The 21,026-nt window shown below is 70.0% G+C and carries 15 protein-coding genes and 1 tRNA gene; 6 read left to right on the top strand and 10 right to left on the bottom strand.

Translation table 11 applies throughout. The features are described from left to right. Positions 1-37: 37 nt before the first annotated feature. The 6 genes from HMPREF9336_RS06060 to glf all read right to left on the bottom strand — a co-directional run bounded on the left by HMPREF9336_RS06060 (position 38) and on the right by glf (position 6,781). Positions 38-364: a hypothetical protein gene (locus HMPREF9336_RS06060; protein ID WP_007470026.1), complete on the bottom strand. Its 327-nt coding sequence runs from the start codon at positions 362-364 to the stop codon at positions 38-40. Between the two features lie 364 nt (positions 365-728). After that, a tRNA-Leu gene (locus tag HMPREF9336_RS06055) sits at positions 729-801 on the bottom strand. Between the two features lie 8 nt (positions 802-809). Then, a complete protein-coding gene (locus HMPREF9336_RS06050) occupies positions 810-2,633 on the bottom strand; it encodes an arabinofuranosyltransferase AftB family protein (protein WP_169727310.1) in 1,824 nt (607 codons plus the stop codon). A gap of 115 nt (positions 2,634-2,748) precedes the next feature. Next, on the bottom strand, positions 2,749-3,663 hold the full coding sequence (locus tag HMPREF9336_RS06045; RefSeq protein ID WP_007470022.1) for a decaprenyl-phosphate phosphoribosyltransferase: 915 nt from the start codon (positions 3,661-3,663) through the stop codon (positions 2,749-2,751). Then, on the bottom strand, positions 3,660-5,579 hold the full coding sequence (locus HMPREF9336_RS06040) for a glycosyltransferase (RefSeq protein WP_007470020.1): 1,920 nt from the start codon (positions 5,577-5,579) through the stop codon (positions 3,660-3,662). The genes HMPREF9336_RS06045 and HMPREF9336_RS06040 overlap by 4 nt, the downstream gene beginning before the upstream one ends. Continuing rightward, on the bottom strand, positions 5,576-6,781 hold the full coding sequence (glf, locus tag HMPREF9336_RS06035) for a UDP-galactopyranose mutase (protein WP_007470018.1): 1,206 nt from the start codon (positions 6,779-6,781) through the stop codon (positions 5,576-5,578). Before glf ends, HMPREF9336_RS06040 begins: the two co-directional genes overlap by 4 nt. An 83-nt stretch (positions 6,782-6,864) precedes the next feature. Here glf and HMPREF9336_RS06030 point away from each other — a divergent pair, with 83 nt between their 5' ends. Further along, positions 6,865-8,019 carry an MFS transporter gene (locus HMPREF9336_RS06030; protein WP_021030194.1) on the top strand — a complete coding sequence of 385 codons (1,155 nt, stop codon included), beginning with the start codon at positions 6,865-6,867 and terminating at the stop codon, positions 8,017-8,019. A 27-nt stretch (positions 8,020-8,046) separates the two neighbouring features. Here HMPREF9336_RS06030 and HMPREF9336_RS06025 read toward each other — a convergent pair whose 3' ends face one another. Then, a complete protein-coding gene (locus HMPREF9336_RS06025) occupies positions 8,047-8,433 on the bottom strand; it encodes a PPOX class F420-dependent oxidoreductase (RefSeq protein WP_007470010.1) in 387 nt (128 codons plus the stop codon). Positions 8,434-8,468: 35 nt separating this feature from the next. On the opposite strand from HMPREF9336_RS06025, the gene HMPREF9336_RS19245 reads away from it, so the two are divergent. Beyond that, positions 8,469-9,134 (top strand): DoxX family protein, encoded by a 666-nt coding sequence (locus tag HMPREF9336_RS19245; protein WP_021030193.1) that lies wholly within the window; start codon positions 8,469-8,471, stop codon positions 9,132-9,134. A gap of 68 nt (positions 9,135-9,202) precedes the next feature. Here the strand turns inward: HMPREF9336_RS19245 and HMPREF9336_RS18920 are convergent, their stop codons facing one another. From HMPREF9336_RS18920 to HMPREF9336_RS06010, 3 genes are read right to left on the bottom strand one after another with little or no spacing between them, the layout of a single operon-like run. After that, positions 9,203-11,269 (bottom strand): ATP-dependent DNA helicase, encoded by a 2,067-nt coding sequence (locus HMPREF9336_RS18920; protein ID WP_021030192.1) that lies wholly within the window; start codon positions 11,267-11,269, stop codon positions 9,203-9,205. After that, positions 11,257-12,414 (bottom strand): UvrD-helicase domain-containing protein, encoded by a 1,158-nt coding sequence (locus tag HMPREF9336_RS18915; RefSeq protein ID WP_021030191.1) that lies wholly within the window; start codon positions 12,412-12,414, stop codon positions 11,257-11,259. The genes HMPREF9336_RS18920 and HMPREF9336_RS18915 overlap by 13 nt, the downstream gene beginning before the upstream one ends. Then, a complete protein-coding gene (locus HMPREF9336_RS06010; protein WP_021030190.1) occupies positions 12,411-15,518 on the bottom strand; it encodes an ATP-dependent DNA helicase in 3,108 nt (1,035 codons plus the stop codon). Before HMPREF9336_RS06010 ends, HMPREF9336_RS18915 begins: the two co-directional genes overlap by 4 nt. 219 nt (positions 15,519-15,737) lie before the next feature. Between HMPREF9336_RS06010 and HMPREF9336_RS06005 the strand changes: the two genes are divergently transcribed. The 4 genes from HMPREF9336_RS06005 (at position 15,738) to HMPREF9336_RS05990 (ending at position 20,999) form a co-directional block, all read left to right on the top strand. Further along, positions 15,738-17,195, top strand: a complete 1,458-nt coding sequence (locus HMPREF9336_RS06005) for a condensation domain-containing protein (RefSeq protein ID WP_007470000.1) — start codon at positions 15,738-15,740, stop codon at positions 17,193-17,195. Between the two features lie 325 nt (positions 17,196-17,520). Beyond that, the gene (locus HMPREF9336_RS06000) at positions 17,521-18,930 is read left to right on the top strand and encodes a condensation domain-containing protein (protein ID WP_244431598.1); all 1,410 of its coding nucleotides are present in this window, start codon (positions 17,521-17,523) and stop codon (positions 18,928-18,930) included. A 41-nt stretch (positions 18,931-18,971) separates the two neighbouring features. Beyond that, positions 18,972-20,333: a condensation domain-containing protein gene (locus HMPREF9336_RS05995; RefSeq protein WP_007469997.1), complete on the top strand. Its 1,362-nt coding sequence runs from the start codon at positions 18,972-18,974 to the stop codon at positions 20,331-20,333. A gap of 93 nt (positions 20,334-20,426) precedes the next feature. After that, complete coding sequence (locus tag HMPREF9336_RS05990) at positions 20,427-20,999, top strand: SRPBCC family protein (RefSeq protein ID WP_007469994.1); 573 nt, start codon at positions 20,427-20,429, stop codon at positions 20,997-20,999. The last annotated feature ends 27 nt before the right edge of the window (positions 21,000-21,026 follow it).

Below are 21,026 nucleotides of genomic sequence, written 5' to 3'. Positions count from 1 at the left end.
GCAGCTCCCCAAAACTCACCATCAGCCAGTCCTCGCCTCAGTGCCCGAGATCGTCAAGGCCGCTAACGGCCCTGCTCAGCCCGTCCGCGCTGCCCTGGTCCGCCGAATGGATCAACTGGGCGCTCTCCACAGTCTTCCGCCCCAGGTCGCTCAACACATTGATAGCAGTTTGAGTCTTCGCCCGCATGCTCGTCGCGAAAGCCGCGAGCGCATCGCCAGTGACGAAACCACTGTTGCCGTCCTTGGCCTGAGCACTTGACTCGTAGAGCCCGGACATGTGCGCCGACGCCTCATCCGCCTTCTGCTGCACCAAGCCACCAGCGTCTTTCACCTGATCCGGGTTGATCTTAATGTGCGGAGGCATGGCCCTCGCTCGTTGGTGTTTTCACAGGGAATCCTTCTCAGCGTGTCAAAGCTGCCCCGATGTTAGCATCGCAGCAGGAGTTCACAACACAGAGCGAGCGGGCAAATAGCTTGCCTAGCTGCGCGTTTTATTGCCCTGCCGCTGGCGCTCAGCGCTGTTCTAGTGGGTTTCCTCGTCGGGGTTGCCGTCGCCGTCGCTGCACTCTAAGGCGTAGCAGCAGAGGTAGGCCTGCCCCTAGCTCGTCCGTGAGCTGCTGGCAGTCCCCAACGTCCCCGCCAGGCTGGACTCCGCCAGTCGGCGGGGCAAGACCCTCCAAGACCACCAGCATAGAGAGCGCCAACGCGCCTACCAGCGCAAATGTTAGTACCCCCGGTCGGGGTCGAACCGACACTTGGCGGATTTTAAGTCCGCTGCCTCTGCCATTGGGCTACGGGGGCTCCGGCCCTTACTGTACCGGCGGGAGGCCGCAGCGCTGCAACTCGTATTTGGGCACCCGGTCGATCCGGTAGCCGGTCAGCTTGAGCGAGTGTTTGAGGTTCTGTTTGAACCTCTCCCAGGTGAGCGGCGCGCGGTACGAGTCGAGGAGTTCCACGGTCTCGGGGCAGGTGAGCGCTTCGCGTGCCTGCCGGACCCAGATGCTGTCGAACTGGGCGGGCAGGTACGGATGGTCGTCGGCTCCGCCCGCGTCGGCGATGACCCAGTCGCCGAAGAGCAGCTTGTCGTGCCCGAGCCTGCCGTTGGGGATGCGCTCGGTGTGCGAGGCGAGCGGGTAGGCGAGGCCCATCTGGTCGAGCACTCGCACGTTCAGCGGCAGGTTCATGCTGGACATGCCGAGGTTGAGGAAGTACACGGTGGTCCGGTACGGCTGGCCGCGCAGCGGCGGGTCCGGGAGCGGGTCGAGCACCCAGTCTGCGTCCCAGCCGGGGAAGAGCACCCCGCCGGTCGGGTTGTCCCGGACCGCCTCGACCAGGCCGTGCATCCTCGGGTAGTCGAGGTAGTCTTCGGCGAGGATCGGATGGGCGTGTCCGGTGTTGGCCGAGTAGAACCGTCGCTCGTCGACGATGCCGTACTCGTTCACGGCGGTGGGGTCGCCCCTGTGCGCGCCGAGCGCGGCGAACAGGGCCCATCCCGCGATCCCCGCCCAGAGGAGCGCGGGGATTATCTGAACAAGAACTTCCCGTGGAACCCCGCGCGGATGAGATCCCAGGCGGAAGGGCGCGACGTGTGCTGGGGAGGCGGAGCGCACACGAGCGCCCGACAACGCCGGAGATCGCGCGGACCACGGGAAGCGGACGGGGATGACCATGATGGGCAACAGCGCGCAGAACAAGGGCGCGAGCAGCACTCGGCCGTGCATGAAGTCGCCGCCCTCGTGCACCCAGTAGAGCGCTTCGATCACGCCGAAGCCCGAAAGCACGCTCGCGAGCACGCTCTTGCGCGTCGCCCAATGGGCCGGAGCGGCTTGCCGGCCCTCGCCGCCGCGCCGTCCGGCCAACACGGCGGCGAGCAGCGCCGCCACGAGCAGGACGGGCAGCCACAGCCAGTAGGGCCCGACGAAGTCGAGGAGGTAGTGCCAGCCTTGCGACCATTTCGAGCCGCTGGCGTCTTTCGCGATGGCCGGGGTCGGCACGAGCGCGCCGTAGTAGCCCATGCGGAAGATCTGGTAGCCCACCGGCAGGGCTCCCGCTGCGGCGGTGATCAGGAACCGGTTCGGCCAGCCGACCGGCGCGAGCACCATGAGCAGGAGCACCGCGCCGCCGACCAGGGCCAGCTCCGGGCGCACGAGCGGGGCGAGCCCGGCGAACAAAGCGACTGCGCCCAAGGCGGTCCTCGGCGGCTCCCCCCGCGCCCAGCGCTCGGCCAACCACATGAGCGAGAACCACAGCAGGCCCAGCCAGAAGAGCGACAGGGAGTTCTCCAGGCCGGAGGTCGCGAAGTCTCGCGCGGGATCGGTCGCGATGTAGACCAGCGCCCCGGCCGGGAGCAAGAGCCCGGAGCCGGAGCCCCAGAACCGTCGCGAGCCCGCCATCGCGAACAGCAGGCCCGCAGCGGAGAGCGCCAAGGCCAGGCCCAGCACCAAGTATTCCAGCCGCAGGCCGGTCAGCCACGCCAGCGCGAAGACCAAGTAGGTCCACGCGGTGGAGGTGTTCGCCTCCACCCGCTCCCCCATGTTGAACACGGGCCCGTTGCCCGCCAGCAGGTTGCGGACTGTGCGCAGCACGATCAGCCCGTCGTCCGCGATCCACCGGTGCTCCCACGCGCCGAACATGAACAGCACCGTGGTCAGCGCGGCCCCGATCCAGAACGCCTGGCCTTTGAGCCATCCGGCGAAGCCGTCCCTCCCCGCCCGTATGCCCTCGGCCCATTTCCGGGCCGGTCCCGAGTTAAGAAACGACGACCGCAACGGCCATCACCAGAATCCACGCGAGGGCCATCAGTTGCAGGGTCCGGTCGGAGAACGCGATCTCTTCGGGCTCCCCGGCGTCCGCCCCGTCCACGTGGCGCGCGTAGCGCAGGATCGCGAGCGCGAAGGGCACCATGGAGATCTCGTACCAGACCGTGCCCTTGGGGTGGTCGAACGCCCACAGCCCGTAGCACAGCAGCACGCTGGTCGCAGCCAAGGTCCACACGAACCGCAGGTAGGTGCTCGTGTAGCCCTCAAGGGATTTGCGGATCTTCGCTCCGGTCCGCTCGGCGAGCGACAGCTCGGCGTAGCGCTTGCCCGCCGCCATGAAGAGCGAGCCGAAGGCCATCACCAGCAGGAACCACTGCGACAGCTCGATGCTCGCCGCGGAGCCGCCGCCGATCGCCCGGAGCAAGAAGCCCGAGGAGACCACGCAGATGTCGAGCACGGGCTGGTGTTTGAGCCCGAAGCAATACGCGAGCTGCAATCCGAGGTAGACGGCGACCACGACCGCCAGCCGCCAGTTCGCGAGGAAGGAGCAGCCGAGGGCCGCGAGCATGAGCACCACCGCCGCGCTCGCCGCGAGCGGCACCGGGACCACGCCCGCCGCGATGGGCCGGTTCCGTTTGGTCGGGTGCGCCCGGTCGGCCTCCACGTCGCGGATGTCGTTCACCAGGTACACGCCGGAAGCCGCCGCGCAGAAGACCGCGAACGCGATGAGGATCAGCGGCAGCGTCTGGACGAAGTCCACCTTGCCCTTGCTGCCCAGCGCCGCGAGCGGGGCCGCGAGGACGAGGACGTTCTTCACCCACTGCTTCGGGCGCATCGCGCGGACGAGGCCCGAAACGGGGTTGGATCGGCCAATCGCCACTGAGGTCTGATCGACGTCGGTCATGCCTTGTCCTCTCCTGCGAAGGTCTTCAGCCACGTCTTCTCGCTCGTGAGCTCCGGGGCCGCCGCGCGATAACGCTTCGCGAGCGAACTGTAGTCCTTCGCGAGGCCGACGAACTCATGGGCGAACTCTTTGGCGAGTCGGATCGCCTCGGCCCGAGAGCGTTTGCGGTAGACCACGCCCGATCCGCCGGACACGGTGACCGTGACCCCGTCCACCTTCGACAGCAGCCACCACCAGGAGTCTTGCGCTGCGACGTTGGCCTGGGGACGCTCGTGGTGCTCCGGGCTCTCCGCGCGCAGCTGGTGGATGACGGCGGTGGCCATCCTGCCGATCTTGCCGACCCTGCCGAACGGCTTGCGCGTGCCCGCCATGCCCCGCCCGGAGGGCAGCGGCAGCTCTGTCGCCGAGGCGAGGACCTGCGCGTCCGGGTAGCCCTTGCGCACCTCCTGCGCCTGGCCGAGCGCCTTTGGCAAGAGCGCGTGCAGCCCCTCGGGGCCTGCCCGGAAGTCCCGCACGGCCTTGAGCTGCAGCGCGAGGGTCGAGTACTCCATCGTGAGAGCGTGGAACAGGGTCGCCTTGGCGAGATGGACGTACAGGCCGAGCCGGGAGCCGTCGTGGTGCAGGGCCGCGACGATGAGCCGGTTGCGCAGGTGGAAGTAGGACTGCCAGTCGATCCGGTCGTCCTTGTCCGCCCAGGCCATATGCCAGATCGCCGCTCCGGGCAGGCCCACGGTCGGGTAGCCGTGCGCCCTGGCCCGCAGCGCCAGCTCCACGTCGTCCCACTTGATGAAGAACGGCATCGGCAGGCCGACCTCTTCGAGCACCTTGCGCGGGATCAGGCACAGCCACCAGCCGTTGAACTCCACGTCCACCCGCCGGTGCAGCTCCTTGGTCGCCAAGAGCGGCTGTTTTGCGAAGTCGTGGTCGTACTTCGTGCCGGGAGCCTTCTCCCAGATCAGGCGCACGCGGTCGAGCACCTCGCCCATCGAGTGCAGGTGCGAGCGCTCCTGCAGGTTGAGCATCTGCCCGCCGACGATGGTCGGGGTCTGCGCCCAGCGCCCGAACGAGACCAGGCGCAGGATCGACTCGGGCTCCACGTCCACGTCGTCGTCCATGACGACGAACCGCTCCGCGTCGGTCGTGGTCAGCGCCTCGTGCATGACGCGGGCGTAGCCGCCCGAGCCGCCGAGGTTCCCCTGGTGGTGGACGGTGAGGCGGCCGCCGAGCCGGGCCGCCGCCTCGGCGAAGCCCGGCTCGTCCTTGGCTTTCTTCGTGCCCTGGTCCACCATGATCACCGCGCCGACCCGCGCGTCGAGCGCCGGGTCCGACGTGAGGGCGACCAGCGCGTTCACCGCGTCCGACGGGCGGTTGAAGGTGGGGATGCCGATGGTGACCTTGGCCTGCGCCGGGGAGCTGCCGCCCGGCGGCGGAGTCGGCGAATGCCAGCCCGCCCGCACGAGGACGACGGGCTCCTCCTCGGCGGTGACGTCGAACCACATCCAGCCCCCGTCCTCGAACGCGGTGAGCGGCAGCTCGAAGCTCAAGGTCTGCGGCTGGTCGGGAATCCCCACCGTGGTGACGGCGGAGTCCAACAGCACCGGGGCGGCGTCCGCCTTCGACCGGTAGACCTGGACGCCCGCGCGACCGGTGAGCTCGATCTGGAGCGTCACCGACCGCAGAGCCGTCCACCGCCGCCAGTACGCGGCGGGGAAGGCGTTGAAGTACGTGGCGAAGGAGACCTCGGTGTCCGGGCGCATCCGCAGCTGGAAGCGGTCGATCGCGTGCGCCCTCGGCGTCGCGGGGTTCGGATGCTCCACGTACAGCCTGCGCACGTCCGAGGACTCCCCCGCACGAGGCAGGACAAGACGCTGCAAGAGGGTCTCGTCCGCCTGCGCGGCCGTCTCGGTCTGGCTCATACCGCTGCCTCCTCTTTCTCCCCCGTCCACGCCCCGGTCGCGAAGTACGGGCGCAGATCGTTCTCGAACATTCGCATCGCGCTCGCGATGGCCATGTGCATGTCCAAATACTGGTAGGTGCCGAGCCGCCCGCCGAACAGCACGCGCCGCTCGCGGCTCTCGCCCTTGGCCAGCGCCCGGTAGGCGGCGAGCTTCGCGCGGTCGGCGGAGGAGCTCACCGGGTAGTACGGCTCGTCGTCCCGGCCTGCGAACCGGGAGAACTCGCGCATGACGACGGTCTTGTCCTTCGGATAGTCGCGCTCGGGATGGAAATGGCGGAACTCGTGGATCCGGGTGTACGGCACGTCGAGGTCGGCGTAGTTCATCACCGCCGTGCCCTGGAAGTCGCCCACGGCGAGGACTTCGGTCTCGAAGTCGAGGGTCCGCCACGACAGCTCGCCCTCGGACCAGTTGAAATACCGGTCGATCGGGCCGGTGTAGACCACCGGGGCCGAGGGGTTCTGCTCGCGCAGCTGCTCGGCGAGGTCGAAATAGTCCACGCCAACGCGCACCTCGATCAGCGGATGCTCGGCCATCTTCGTCAGCCACGCGGCGTAGCCGTCCTTCGGCAGGCCCTCGAAGCGGTCGTTGAAGTATCGGGTGTCGAAGGTGAGCCGCACCGGGAGACGCGTGATGATCCCCGCCGGAAGCTCCTTGGGGTCGGTCTGCCACTGCTTGGCCGTGTAGTCGCGCACGAACGCCTCGTAGAGCGGACGGCCGATGAGGGAGACCGCCTTGTTCTCCAGGTTCAGGTCCGGGTCGCCCGTCGCCTCGGCGGCCTGGGCCGCGACGAACTCGCGCGCCTCGCCTGGCGTGAAGGAACGGCCGAAGAACTGGCACATGTTCGCGAGGCCGAACGGCAGCGGGTAGACCTGCCCGGCGTGCTTGGTGAACACTCGGTGCTGGTAGTCGGTGAATTCGGCGAACCGGCGCACGTAGTCCCAAACCGCGCTGTTGGAGGTGTGGAAGAGATGCGCGCCGTAGCGGTGCACTTCGATGCCCGTCTCCGGCTCGGCCTCCGACCAGGCGTTGCCGCCGAGGTGGTCGCGGCGCTCCAGGACCAGCACTCGTTTGCCCAGCTCGCGGGCGGCGCGTTCGGCGACGGTGAGGCCGAAGAAACCGGAGCCGACCACCACGAGGTCATACGAGGAAAGCAGGGGCACGGGGTCTCAGGGTATCAGTATCATCAACCGCATGAGCTTCATCGTGGAGCGGTTCGACCACTCTTGTCTCCGATCTGGCTCGTATGAGGGCTGAGCCCCGGACCGAGCGGGCCTTCCCGCTCGGTCGGATCCTCTTCCTTTCGCTCTGCATGGTCGTGGTCATCACCGTCGAGGTCGGGCCGGTCGGCGTCCTGCCGCAGCTCGCCTCGGCCCTGCGAGTCCCGCAGTCCCGCGCCGCCCTCTTGGTGAGCTGCTACGCGCTGACCGTGGTCGTCGCCTCCGTCCCCGCGATCAGGCTGCTGGACCGCTTCGACCGGCGGAAGGTGCTCATGCTCTCGATGAGCGCCTTCGCCGTTTCGACCGCCGTCCTCGCCGTCACCGAGAGCCTGCCCCTTGCGATCCTCGCCAGAGTGGTCGGCGGCTTCGGCCACTCGATCTTCTTCGGCGTAGGCATGGACATCACCCATCGGCTCAGCCCGCCAAGGCGCATGGTCGCCGCCGTCGCGATCTTCTTCGCGGGCAACGTCGCCGCGCTCGCGCTCGCGGTGCCCCTCGTCGCGGCGGTCGGCGCGCACTGGCGGGAGGCCTTCCTCGCCCTCGCGGCCGGCGCGGGAGCCTGCGCCGTCGCCGCGCGGCTGCTCCTGCCCCCGCTGCCGTCGGGAAGGACCGAGCAGGGGCCGTTGTTCCCCCGGCCCGACCGCAGCGCGGCGGTCGTGTGCCTCGTTGGGCTCCTGTGGCTGACCGGGCACTTCCTCGCGTTCACCTTGCTGCGCGCCGAGCTGGCCTCGTCGGGATTCCCCGACCGGTTGGCCCCGGCCCTGCTCATGGCGTACGGGATCGGCACCATCGCGGGCACCGGCCTCGCCGGGGCGGTGCCGCCCGAGCGGCTGCGCGGGGCCGTCGCCACCGGCTTTCTCCTCCTGTGCGGGGCGCAGCTGTGCTTGTGGTCGCTGCTCCCCTCGGTGTGGCCTTCTTTCGCCGCCGCGGCGCTGTGGGGGCTCGGCTTCGGGGCCGTCCCCGCGCTCAACTCCGCGGCGATGCTCCATTACTCGCGGGTGTCGGCCGATCTGACCGCGAGCATGCTCAACTCGGCCTGCAACATCGGGATCAGCGTCGGGTCGTTCGCCTCAGGCGTGGCGTACCAGCGCCTCGGCCACCAGTCCCCGTTCCTGCTCGCCGCCGGGGTCTTCGTCGCGGGAGGCTTGATGACGCGGGCGCTCAAAGAGCGGACGCGCTAGGCAGGGAGACGGCCCCGCGCGGACGGGCTAGGCCGAGGCCTCAGTGATGGAGAGCCCGACCGTCCGCGACTTTCCGCGCAGGTCGGAGACTTTCACGCCGATCCAGCCGACGACCCCGTACTTGCGGACGATCGCGTTTTTCGCGCGCTGGGTGCCCGCCGCGTCCAACACCGCCGCCCGTGCCTCCAGCGGCTCGCCGAACAGCTTTCTGCCTCGCGCGTCGCAGGCTTGGACCGTGACCCTCGGGGTGTTGCGGATCCGTTTGACTTTCCAGGAGTCGCCCACCGTCCAGATCAGAAGCTCGCCGTCCTCCTTCGCGGCCCAAATCGGGAGCGGTTTCGGGGCGCCGTCCTTGCGGTACGTGGTGAGCATGATGTATTTCGAAGCGCTGATCTGGTCGAAAAGTGCGGTCATGGCACAATGCTACGCGTTGGGCTAGGCTCCTGGATGTGAGCATCTCCGAATCTTTGGCGCTGCCAGAGGCAGACGACTTTGTCGCGAAGCTGGATGAGTTCGTTGTCGATTTCGACCGAGGGAAATCGAAGCTCGCCGAGCTTCTGCCTCGAACGCGGGCGCTCGCGGCGAAAGTCCTCTCGCTCCCGGCCCGGACCCGCGCGGGCGACATCGCGCCCGCGCTCGTCGAGGTCAGCGGCGAACTCGGCGGCCTCGCGCAGATCGTCGTCGACCGCCTGCCCGCGCCGCTCGCCGAACTCACCCCGCTGCGCACGCCCGCAGGGGCGAAGGGGCCGGCCGGCTCGTGGAATCTGGCCGCGATCACCGCTTCCCTCTTGGGAACCGGGCCGCTGCACTTCCTCGTGCCGAAGCCCTTCGACACGATCGTCCCCCCGAGCCTGCCAGGCTCGCCCCGGCTCTGGACGTACTTGTCCGGCCTCGCGGAGATCGGCGTCGGCGTCCTCCTGGTCATTCCGCGCACCCGCAGGCTCGGCGGCCTCGCCGCCGCCTCGCTGTTCGCCGCCGTCTACCCGGCGAACGTCCAAATGGCCAAGGATTTCACCGGCAAGGGCGCAATCCCCGAGGCCATCGCGTACGGACGGCTCCCGCTGCAGTTCCCCTTGATCTACGGAGCGCTGAAGATCGCGATCACGGGCAAGTAGCTCGCGAGAAGCCGACAGCGCCGCCCCGCCCGCCGGCGGCAGAGGCAGAGCGCCGGGCTGTCAGGGCCTCAGCGCAGGAGCCGCGCCAGCTCTTCGGCTGTGTACAGGTCGTCAAAGGTCTTGGTCACACCGGTCGCGACCTCGTGGACCGCTCCCACCACCTGCGTCGCTCCGGTGAGCCGCTGCCAGGCGAGCCGGTAGACCGACAGCTGCGCCCGCGCCTTGCGCGGGTCGGCCCGCCCGGTCTTCCAATCCACCACCACATACCCGCCGCCCGGCTGCGCGAACACCGCGTCGATCCGCCCTCGCACCAGCACGCCGTCGAGGTTGAGCTCGAACGGGGTCTCCACCGCAACCGGGCTGCGGGCCGCCCACGGCGAGTCAAGGAACATCTGCCGCAATCGGGGGGCGTGCCCGCGCTCGGCGGACTCCCAGCCGTCGTCCGCCGCCCCTGGCAGCTCGTCGAGGCCCAAAAGCTCCTCGGACAGGTACCAGCTGCGCACCCATTCGTGGAAATCGGTTCCCGCCTGCGCCTCGCGGGCGGGCGGGCGGGGGCCGCGCCTGGCGCGCTCGCGCGCGAATTCCGCCGGGTCCACCACGAGGCCCACGACATCGCTGACCGTGAGCCCCGAGCGCTCGGCGGCGGCGCGCTCCGCCGCAGCCTCCCGTTCGGCGATCAACGCCTCCGCCGCCGCGAACAGCTCCGCGTCCCGGTCCTCGGGGTCCGCCGCCGCGAAAGAAGCCGACGACGCTTCGGCGGCAAGGGCCGCGCGCACGAGGTCCGCGCCCCGTTCGACCGATGGCCTGCGCCCGAGCAGCGGATCGGCGGGCCAGAGGACGCCTTCGGCCTCGCCGAGCAAGGGATTGGCCGCCTCGCCTGCGGGCGATTCGGCCCACACGTCCGGCATGCCGCCTTGCTCCGCCAGCGCGTCGCGCCACTCGACCAGGAACGCGGACGGCCCGAGCGCCCGTTCGACGCCTTCGGCCCACCAGTGCCCGGAGAGCAGCAGCGTCTGCTTGGCACGAGTCACCGCGACGTAGCCGAGCCTGCGCTCCTCCTCGTCCGCCACCTCTTTCGCCGCCTCTCGCTCCGCGCGCAGCATCTCTTGCAGCTCCGCGCGGTCCTGCGACGATGTGAGCGGGCCGAGATCGTCCGGCGGCAGCTCGGTGAGGTCGCCGACCCAGGTGGACCGCGCCCTGCCTGTTGGGAACACGCCCTTGACGAGATGCGCGACCGCGACGACGTCCCACTCCAGCCCCTTTGCCGCGTGAACAGTCAGCACCTGGACTTTCCTCGGATCCGGCGCGACCTCGCCGACGGGCAGCCCGCGCTCCACCGTCTCAGCGACGCGCAGATAGCCGACGAGGCCGGACAGGCTCGTCGAGCCGCCGGTCGCGGCGACCCCTTTGGCGTGCTCGGCCACCACCGAGGCGAACGCCGAGAGCCGTTCGCGCGCCTGCGCGTCCGCCTCGACTGCGAACCCCATCGTCCGCTCCACCAGCGTCACGAACTCCGGCAGAGGCCGGTCGAGCTGCGCGCGCAGCCGGTCGACCTCCCCCGCCAGCACGGCCAGCCGCGCGCCCCCCGCCGGCCCGTACCTGGCCAGGTCGCCCAAGTCCGCGAGCGCGTCGCCCAGGCTCGCCTGCTCTGCTCCTTCGTCGGCGAGCACGCCCGCGAGCTGGTCGATCAGCTCGGCGGAGTCCTTCGGGGCGGAGCGTTTGGGCCTGCGAGCGCCCAGTTCCGCCGCCCGCGCGGACAAAGCGGCCAGGTCTGCCGCGCCGATCCGCCAGCGCGGGCTGGTGAGCACCTGCAACGCGGCCGTGGACGAACTCGGGTCCGCCACGAGCTCCAGCATCGCGAGCAGGTCTGAGACTTCCGGCGTGTCCAACAGGCCCCCCAGTCCGACCACCTGTGCCTCGAGCCCCGCCGAGGCGAGCGCGTCGGCGACGGCGAGGGCGTCGGCGTTCCGCCTGACCAGCACTGCCATAGAAGGCCGGGAGCCGGTCCCGTCCGCCTCTGCCGCAGCACGGCGCAACCGCTCGGCGATCCACGCCCGTTCCTCGGCCGCGTCCTCGAAGAGCGCCACCCGCACCTCGCCCGCCGGGGCTTCGGGCCGGGCCGTCAGCTCCGGCACGGCGCTCGCACCCCCGCGCGGCGCAACGGGGCGACGGTCCGGTTCGCGAGCCCGAGCACGGCGACCGGATTGCGCCAACTGGTCATGAGCGTGAGCGAGTCCCGCGCGCCGAAATCGTCCCCGAACGCCGCGAGGTTGCCAGCCGAAGCCCCGCGCCACGCGTAAATCGCCTGATGGGGGTCGCCCACAGCGGTGACCGCCACATCATTGTCGCCGTCCTGGCCGAAGAGCGCGCGGAGCAGCATCCGCTGGGCATGGCCGGTGTCCTGGTACTCGTCGAGCAACACCACCCGATGCGCCCCCGACTCCTCCGCCCGCACCTGCGCGAACCTGGCCGCCAGCTCCGCCGCGCGGGCTGTCTGCGTCGCGAAGTCCGCCGCGCCGCTCGACCGCAGCCGCTCCTGCACCTTGGCCACCATCCCCAGCAGCTCCGCCCTCGCCTGCTGCACCGCGACCGCGTCCCGCAACTCGAGGGAAGGCTCGGCGCGCTGCCTCGGCCCCTTCGGCAGCGTGCGCACCAGCCGCTCCAGCTCCTCTGCCGCCGACGTCACCCGCTCCGGCCCCGCCAATTGCTCCGCCATCCGTCGACCCAGCGCGGTGATCGCCTCCGCCGCTCCCGCCGCGCTCCGGTCCACCGAGAGCGAGGACTCCCAGCCGACCACCGTCTCGTACGCCAGCTGCCACATCCCCGAGTCGGACAGCACGACGCGACCGCCCGCGGCCCCGTCCGCCTGGGGAGCGGCGCTCCCGCCCAGCAGCAGCCCCCACCGCGACACCAGCTCGCCCGCGTACGCGTCGTAGGTCATCACCTGCGGCTCGGAGTTCTCCAGCAGCTCGCCCAGCCGCCCGGTCGGGTCCACGCGGCCGAGGAGCGGGGAGGCCGCGAAGCCCGCGAGCCGCGCGCGGATGCGGCTGAGCATCCCCCGCGCCGCCGACCTTGTGAAGGTGAGTCCGAGCACCTGCTCCGGCTCCACCAGCCCGTTGGCGATCAGCCAGACCACGCGGGCGGCGATGGTCTCCGTCTTCCCCGACCCGGCCCCGGCCAGCACCACCGACGAGGCGAGCGGGGCTCCGATCACCCGCTCCTGCTCCTCGCTCGGCAAAGGCGCGCCGACCGCCTGCGCGAGCAGCCTCGGACTGATCATCCGGCGGCCCTTCGCAGCGCGGGGCAGCAACGCCGTCCGGGGCAGCTGGCGCACCCCGCGTTCGGACGGGCGGGGAACTGCGGCCCGACCGCCAAAGCCCCGGCCTCGCGGACCGCGTCGCTCCACGCGCGCGCCGCCTCGTCGTCCAGTCCGGGCTGCTCGCGCTCCGCGGCTCCGGCATCCTTGCGCGGGGCTCCGAGGAAGACCAGCCTGCCGCCCGCCACCGGCTCCTCCCGCGCCGCGCCGACGACGAGCTGGTAGCAGGCCAGCTGCGCGTCCTCGTGGACCGAGGCGACGCTGCGCGGCGTCTTCGCGGTCTTCAGATCCACGATCACCAGCTCGCCGTCCCTCGTCTTCTCCAAACGGTCGATCCTGCCCTTGATCCGCACTTCCAGCTCCACGTCGGCGATCGGGGCGCGCGAGGCTCGGGGCAACGAGCCGGACCGCCCGCCGAGCGCCGGGAGGGTCATTTCCACGGGGACTTCCACGCCGACCTCGGTCAACTCGCCGCGCGAAGCCGCAAGCCAGCCCGAGAACGTGGCGAGGAGCCGTCCGAGCTGCTCCCGTCGCCGCTGCGCCGCCCATGGCGGACGAGCCGACCGCGCGTCCGCCTGGCTGACGGCCTCGTCGAGCGCCGAGGCGAGCTCTTCTTCGGAGAACCGTCCCGAGACCGAGGCCAAAAGATGCACGGCCGTGCCCACAGCGGCGGCCTCGCCAGGAGCCGAGGGGACCGCCCGCTCGAACAGCCAGCGCAGCGGGCAGACGAGCAGTTGCTCCACCCTGGAAGGGCTCAAAGTCACCACGCCGTCCTCGGCCAACGGCTCGTCCGTCGACGGCGCGGCGAGCCCGTGCCAGCTCTTGGGATGCGCGCTCGCCACTCCGACCCGCGCCAGCGCGGCGAGCGCTGCGGCGGCCCGGCTCGCGCGGCCCTCGTCCGCCCCGCACACGAGCCTGCGCAGCTCGGCGACGACGCCCGCCGAACTCCACGGGGCCTGCGGAGCCTGCGGCGCGGGTTCCGCTTCGGGGGCCCGCTCCGAGGCGGAGCCTTGCCACCAGAGCGGCAAGAAGCGAGAGGGGACCAAATCCCCCTCCCCTTCTACGGCGGTGAGCAGCAACTGGTCCCTCGCCCGCGAGCAGGCGAGGTAGAGCAGCCTGCGCTCTTGGGCCAGCACTTGTTTGCGCGCGTCGAGCTTCGCATCGGCGCGCACGCCGTCAAACGCGGCGGCGAGCTCGTCGACCCCGAGCAGGGAATTGGACTCCGAAAGCCCTGGCCACAAACCTTCCTGCACCCCGCACACCACCACGACGTCCCATTCCCGGCCTGCTGCCGCGTGCGCGGACGACAACGTCACCGCGTCGGAGCCGCCGCCGTCCGCGATCCGCCCCGGCGCGGGCAGGCGTTCGCGCTCGATCCGCTCGGCGAACTGGGCGAGGGCCGGGCCGATCTCGCGCGAGTCCGCAACGTGCTGCGCGCGCGCCGAGGAAAACAGCGCGTTCACCGCCGCGAAGTCCGGCTCGGCGAGGATTTCGTCGCCCCAGCGCTCCTCCAAACCGCTCGCCGACCACGCCGCCCACAACACGTCTTCCACCGTTTGCGCCGAGCGCGCCGCCGCCGAGGCCGCCCGCCACACCCGTCGCAGGCGCAGCGCGGGCTCCGGCAGGTCCGCCTCGCCCCGCTCCGCGTCGTCGAGGATCAGCCCGGCGAGCGATTCGAGCGACGGACGGTCCGGCTCCTCCTCGCGCAACCGCCTGCGCAGCGCTCGGGCCTCGGCGACCGTGGCCCCGGCGAGCGGCGAGGTCAACAACTGCAGGGCTGTCGAGGGTTCGAGGTCCGCCGCCGCGACCGCTCTGAGCAAGAGGAGCAGTGCCAATACGGTCGTATTCGATGCGAGCGGGCCGCTGGCGGACGGGGCGCGCAGCGGCACCTCCGCCAGCGCGGCGGCACGCGCGAGGGACGGCGCGAGCGCGGGGACCGAACGGACCAGCACCGCCATCCTGGACCATGGGACCCCGTCGCGCGCGTGCGCCCGCCGCAACGCCTCGACCACGCCCTCTGCCTGCGCGGCCGTCGTCGGGTACAGCCGCACCCGAGCCTCGCCCGGAGCCTCTCGCGCGGTCGCCACCTCGGGGACCGAGCGCGGGGCGACCGCCGCGACCAGCCCCGCGACCTCCGGAGCCAGCCGCTGGCTCGGGCCGAGGCGCAGCCGCCGCGCGCGCCGCCAGAAATTCGGGCCCGCCTCCGCGCCCTGGAACCAGAACACCGACTGGTCCGGGTCGGCGGTGAGGACCGCCAAATCCGCCCGGTCCGAGGCGAGGCCCGCCAGACGGGCCGCCTGCGGGTCGAAATGCTGCGCGTCGTCCACGAACACGACGAACCTGCCCCCCGGGCCGCCGAGCGGCTGCCTGAGCAAGTCCGGGTCCTCGGCCACCGCGTCCAGCGCCGCGGTCAACAGCTCCGCCGCGTCGAGCGCCCCAGGGCTGCCCGTCGGATCCGCCATCCCCACCGCGTTGCGCAAGGTCATGACCTGCTCGTACTCCTGCCACGTCCGCCCCGCCGCGACCCATTCCGGGCGGGCCCGCTCCCTCCCGAGCGCGATCAGGCCCTCGGGGCCGTGCCCATGCTGCGCCGCGCGCTGGAAGACTGCGCGCAGTTGCGCGGTGAATTCGGCGGAGCCGAGCGCGCCCCGCAACGAGGGCGGCCAACGCGCCGCCTGCTCGTCCGCCAGCTCCCGCAGCGTCGCGTCCTGCTCCGCGGCGGGGATCAGCCGGGGCGGCGGGTTGCCGAACGTCCGGGCCCTCGCTTCGAGCAGCGCGAACGCGTACGAGTGCGTGGTGCGCACGAGCGGCTTGGCCAGCGCCAGCTCCGGGCTCGCGCGCAGCAGCCTGCCATGGATCTCGCCTCGGAGCAGGTCCGCGGCGGCGCGGTTCGGGGCGAGGACGACTGCCGAGGTCTGCGGCTGCAGCGCCCAATGGCACGCCAACTCCACGACGAGCCTCGTCTTGCCCGACCCCGGCCCGCCGAGGACGAGGAACGGCTCCCGACGGCCCAGCGCCGACTCTTCGAAGAGCCGGGCCGGCTCTTCGGGCAGCTCGCGCGTGGTCATCACATCCATCTCAACACTGGTCTCTTTTAACACCGCAGTCTGACAATTCAAACAGACGCGGACCCCGGTTCGTGCTGTAGCATTTTGCTCGAAATCGTGACGTGACACGCCCACGCGCTGAGACGATAAGCACAGTCCTCCAAAACTGCGCGCAAATGGCACCGGCCATAGAATAATGCAAGCCGCTGCACGCAGTCGAAACGAGAGAGGAACCGGCCGATGGAATTCGTCGAGCTTTTCGACTATCCGATCACCCCTGGCCGGGTCACGCATTGGATGGCGCACACCGCGTCCGCGCTGCACGAATGGCCGCTGGACCCGAGGGCCGTCTCCTACGTCCACGAAGCGCATCTGCGCGACTACACCCTCGCCAGCTGCGAGACGCGGGAATCCTGGATCGGCACGGCACTGGAATTCGAGGGCGAGCTCGACCACGAGGCGCTGCGCCGCACGCTGCGGATCTGGGCGGACCGCCACGAGGTGCTGCGTTCCCAGGTCGAGTTCGTCGACCTGGTCAAGCCCCAGACCTCCTCGCTGATCCGGCGCACCCTCCCCGAGGGGACCGTGGACTTCGTCCAGGTCGACGTGGGCGACCTGCACTCAGCCACCGCCGTGCACCGCGAACTCAGCCACCAATTCGACACCATCGCCTCGCCCTCGCGCTGGCCCGGATACGTGTTCTCCACCATCGAGCGGGACGACGGCACCTTCACCGTCCTGTTCGTCGCCGACCACAGCCTTCTGGACGGGTACTCGATCTACCTGCTCGGCAACGAGCTGGTGCAGCTGTACCGCCAAGTGCTCGTCGAGGCTCCGGACTTCGTCCCGCCGCCCGCTACGGACAAAGACTCGTACGTGGACTTCTCCGCCGAGGAGCGCGTGACCGCCCAGTCTGTCGATGCCGGGCATCCCGCCGTGCGCGCTTGGGAGGCGGTCCTGAAAGACGGCCGCTCGGCGACTTTCCCCCTCCCGCTCGAAGACGGCAGGTCGCACCGGGGCCGCGTGGCGCAGCGCGGCTACATGTCGTGGCTGTTGGACTCGCAGCTGAGCGAAGACTTCTCCGCCGCCTGCAAATCTGCGGGCGGCGGCTATCAGGCCGGGATCATCGCCGCGTTGGCCCTGAGCACGAAACTCACCTCGGACCGGGACCAGTTCAGCGCCGTCATGCCGTTCCACACCCGCAACAACCCCCGTTGGGCGGAGTCCCTCGGCTGGTTCGTCGGCATCGCGCCCATGGTCGTCGACATCCGCGAAGTCGACTCGTTCTCCCAAGCCACCCCGCTCGCGCAGCAGACCCAGCAGACCGGCAGGCTCGTCGCCTCCGTGCCGTACGCGCGGATCTGCGAGCTGCTCGAGCCCAAGGCGAAGAACTCCTTCCTCGTCTCCTTCATCAACGGCGTGTCCATCCCCGGCGGCGACCAATGGCAGGAATGGCGGCTTCGGGGGCTGCGGAGCAAGAACTACTCGGACGAGGAAGTCGCGCTGTTCTTCAACCGGTCGTCCTCTGGCCTCGTGCTCTGCGGCCGGTACCCGAACACCGAGACCGCCAGTCGCAACGTGCACAAGTTCCTCTCCACGTTCCGGAGCATCGTCGTGAGCGTCGCCGAGACTGGCGATTTCAAACTGTCTGAACAGAAACGCTCCGCTCGGTCGGAGCGTTTGCGCCAGCCCGCATGAATCCAGGTTTCGTTAGCAAACTGCAACCTCGTTTGTTGAACTGGGCTTTCCATCCGGGATCACAGCCGCGCGCGGAGAAACCCGCTGCTCAGATGGCCCGCCTCTCCCGTGCGCGGCGCTCGCCGTGGCAGACTAGATCTTCAACGCGCACACGCTCATCGCTCAGCCACGATTCGAGGGACACCATCGAGTGAATCAATCATCCACAGGCGTCAACGGCGACGCCGATCTCCAGACATCAGATTCGCGCCAGAAGGAGGCGCACGGCATTCAGATCCCTGCGTGCTTCTGGGAGCCTCGGGCCGGGAAAGTCTGGGAGTGGAGGGTGACCGCCCCATCGGAGTCGACGAGCCCCAGCGCGCCGGTGAGCCCGATCCCGGCTTCGTACATCCAGGAGCGGCACATCCGCCGAGCCTCGGCAAACGCCAAACTGCCCTCGCCCCCGCCCGCGGTCTGGGAGGCGGTGTCGATCGAGTTCGACGTCCCCCTCGACAAGGACGCGTTGGGCGAGGTGTGGCAGCGGTTCCTCAAACGGCATGACAGCCTGCGCTCGTGGTTCCAGGTGCAGGAGATCCCGGCGATCGGGAACGCGGGGCAGCCGATCTCGAAGGTGATCCGGCACGAGGTGGACCCCGCCACGCTCACTTGGGAGCTGGTCGAAGGCCCGACGTTCGAGACGGGCGAGCAGGTGCGGGACTACCTGGTGTCGCGCTTCGACGAGACGACCTCGCCCCTGCAGTGGCCCGCGCTCGTGTTCGCGGCGGTCGAACACGAGGACGGCTTCCACGCCGTCCTCGCCGAGGACCACAGCTTCTGCGACGGGTACAGCAACCTCATCGCCATCGTGGAGATCAAATCCCTGTACCGGGAGATCACAGAGGACGAGCCCGCCGTACTGCCGAACCCCGGCAGCCAGCTCGAATCCGCGCGGGAGGAGCGCGCCCGCCTCGCCTCGCTCACCATCGACTCCCCGCAGACGCAACGCTGGATCGAGTACTACCACAGCCTCGGCGGGCAGCTGCAGAAATTCCCGCTTCCGCTCGGCGAGGGCTCGGGCGAGCCCGGCGGGAAGGTGCTCACCTTCGAGCTCATCACCGAGCACGAGGCAGAGATCCTGCACAAATACTGCAAGGAGCACGGCGGCGGCTTCACCGCAGGCGTGTACGCCGCGTTCGCCGCGACGAACTACGAGCTCGGCGGGCAAAGCCAGTTCAACATGCTGCGCGCGGTTGCCACCAGGGACGACGAGCGGTACACCTACACGCACGGCTGGTTCATCAACACGATCCCGGTCATGTTCGGCCTGGACGACGTCGCCGACTTCGCGGACCTCATCCCCCGCTCGCAGCAGGCGATGAACGACACCAAAGAACTCGCCTCCGTCCCGATCCAGCGCGTCATCGACCTCGTCGCCGAGACCATGGGCACCGCAGACTCGACCGGCATCCCCTTCCAGCCCCCGCCGATGATCTCCTTCATCGACGTGCGGCTGTTCCCGACCTGGCTCGCGACGAAAGAGACCTCGTACCACAAGGTGGTCCAGCCGGTGCCGCCGACCACGACGGTGTTCAACTGGCTCAACCGGTACCACGACCTGCTCGAACTCGTCGTGTTCTTCCCCGACAACCCGGTCGCCGAGGCTTCGATCCGCAAATACGTCGACCACCTGCGCAGCGTGCTCCGCAGCGTGGTCGAGACCGGCCGCTACCCCCTCGGTCAGCTCTCCCGCGCCTAAGCTGTCACGCGCCCGACTCGGGCGGCTGCTACATTGCAGCCATGCTGGTCACGACGATCGACTTGGTCGAGTTGGAGCCGGGCGAGTACCTCCGATGGCAGTCCCCGCCCTCGGTCGCTCACACCCCCTCGGACATCCCGCCGTCCGCGAACCAAGGTTTCCACCTCGGCTATCTGCTCCAGGCGACGGCAGCGCGCAAGCCCAAGGCCGACGGCTGGCTCGCGGTGACGTTCGACGTGCCGGGCAGGATCCAGCCGGACGCGCTCGGCGAGTCCTTCGCGGCGCTTCTGCGCAGGCACGAAGGCCTGCGCAGCTCCTTCGCGGCGAAGGACGGCGTGATCGAGCGCCACGTCCACCCGGAGCACGCCGTCCTGCTCATCGCGCCTGAGTCGGGGGAACCCGTGGCCTCCGCCGACGAAGCCCGAGCGCTGCTCGCCGACGAGCTCGGCTCCGCCTGCGATCCGACCCGGTTCCCCGCCGCGCTCTTCGCCGCGATCAGCAGGCCCGAGCGCAGCACCGTGATCTGCGGCTTCGACCACTCCTCGGTGGACGCGCTTTCGCTCGCGCTCATCGTCCGCGAACTCAACGAGGACTACTCGGCCCGTGTCGCGGGCGGGGAGCCGCCCGGACTGCCTCCGGTCGGCAGTTTCCTCGAATACTGCGCGTACGAGACCGGGCAACCGCCGCTGCCCCACGAGCACCAGGGGCTGACGATCTGGCGGGAATTCCTCGCGTCGCAGGACGGGTTCTTCCCGAGCTTCCCGCTCGACCTCGGCGTCGCGCCCGGCGAGGTCGCGCCGCAGCGCACGGCGGTGTTCGAACTGCTCGGCTCCGAGGACACGGATAAGCTCGCGGCAACGTGCCAGGCCCTTGGGGGCAGTCTCTTCGCCGGAGAGCTGACCGCGCTCGCCATGGCCGTCCGCGAGCTTGGCGGGCCGGAGCGCACGGCCACGCTCACCCCGATGCACACCCGGCTGCGGCCAGAATGGGAAGCCGCAGTGGGCTGGTTCGTCACGAATATCCCGCTGGTGTTCGGCTGCGGGGCCGATTTCGCGGACGGGGTGCGGGAGAACCGGGCCGCGTTCCGCGCTGCGCTGCCCGCGGCCAAGGTGCCGATCGGGCACGTGCTCTCCGGCCTGGCCGGGCCGTTCGCCTTCGCGCGCAAGGACGTGTCCATGGTCAGCCACATCGACTATCGCAAAGTGTTCGGGCCGAACGTCGACCCTGCGCTGCGCGCAACGCATATCAGCAACGCCACCGTCGCCGACGACGCGCAGTTCTGGTTCTCCCAAACCGGCGAAGGCCTCTGGCTTCGCGTGCGGCATCCGGACACCTCGCTCGCGCGCGAGCGGATCGCCCAACTGCGCGAACTGCTCGGGGAGATCCTGATCAAACACCTCTGAGGCGGCGAAGATCACCTTCATGGCAGACCTGAAGGCCGGTCATGTAAGCTACCCCACAGTAACTTATCGAGCCAAACTGTGAAGAGGAGCAATATGACTACCGAAACCTGGTTGTGGATCGCCGTCGGGGTCGTGGTCGCCGCCGCGCTCGCGGGCCTCGGCGCGCTCGCCGTGCTGTTCGCCTTGGCGCATGGGGAGCGCGGCCCGCGCCGGTTCCGCGTCGACCCGGTGGAGGGCGACCCAGGGGCGTACCTCGACGAGAAGGCGACGTGGGCGGCGACCGCCGAAGTCACCGTGCCGATCAAGCCGGAGCAGGTCTGGGCGGCGCTGACCGAGCGCGAGCACCTTCGGCTCCCGCTCATCGTCACCGGCCCGACGTGGAAGGGCGAGGAAGCGGTCTATCGGGGAGCCTTCGCCGCGTGGTCGGAACGAGTCGCGCGCAGCGAGCAGGCTCGCGAGCTCACCACCATCGGGGTCGGCGTGTCGGCCCCCCTGCTGATCAAATCGTTCGGACAGCGCTACTTGCTGCGCCCCGGCGACAAGGGGACGACGGTCGCCTGGACCATCGCCATCACCCCGAAATGGGTCGGCTTCCTGCCTCTGCGCTGGACCGGCTTCCTCGCCCGCCCGGTGCTGAAGTTCGCGTTGCGCGACGGGCTCAAGTAACGCCAGCGGACGGCCGGCCTCCTCGCG

This window comes from Segniliparus rugosus ATCC BAA-974, from assembly GCF_000185725.2.
In the GTDB taxonomy this organism is placed as follows: domain Bacteria; phylum Actinomycetota; class Actinomycetes; order Mycobacteriales; family Mycobacteriaceae; genus Segniliparus; species Segniliparus rugosus.
This window is presented reverse-complemented; position numbering and strand designations above follow the sequence as displayed.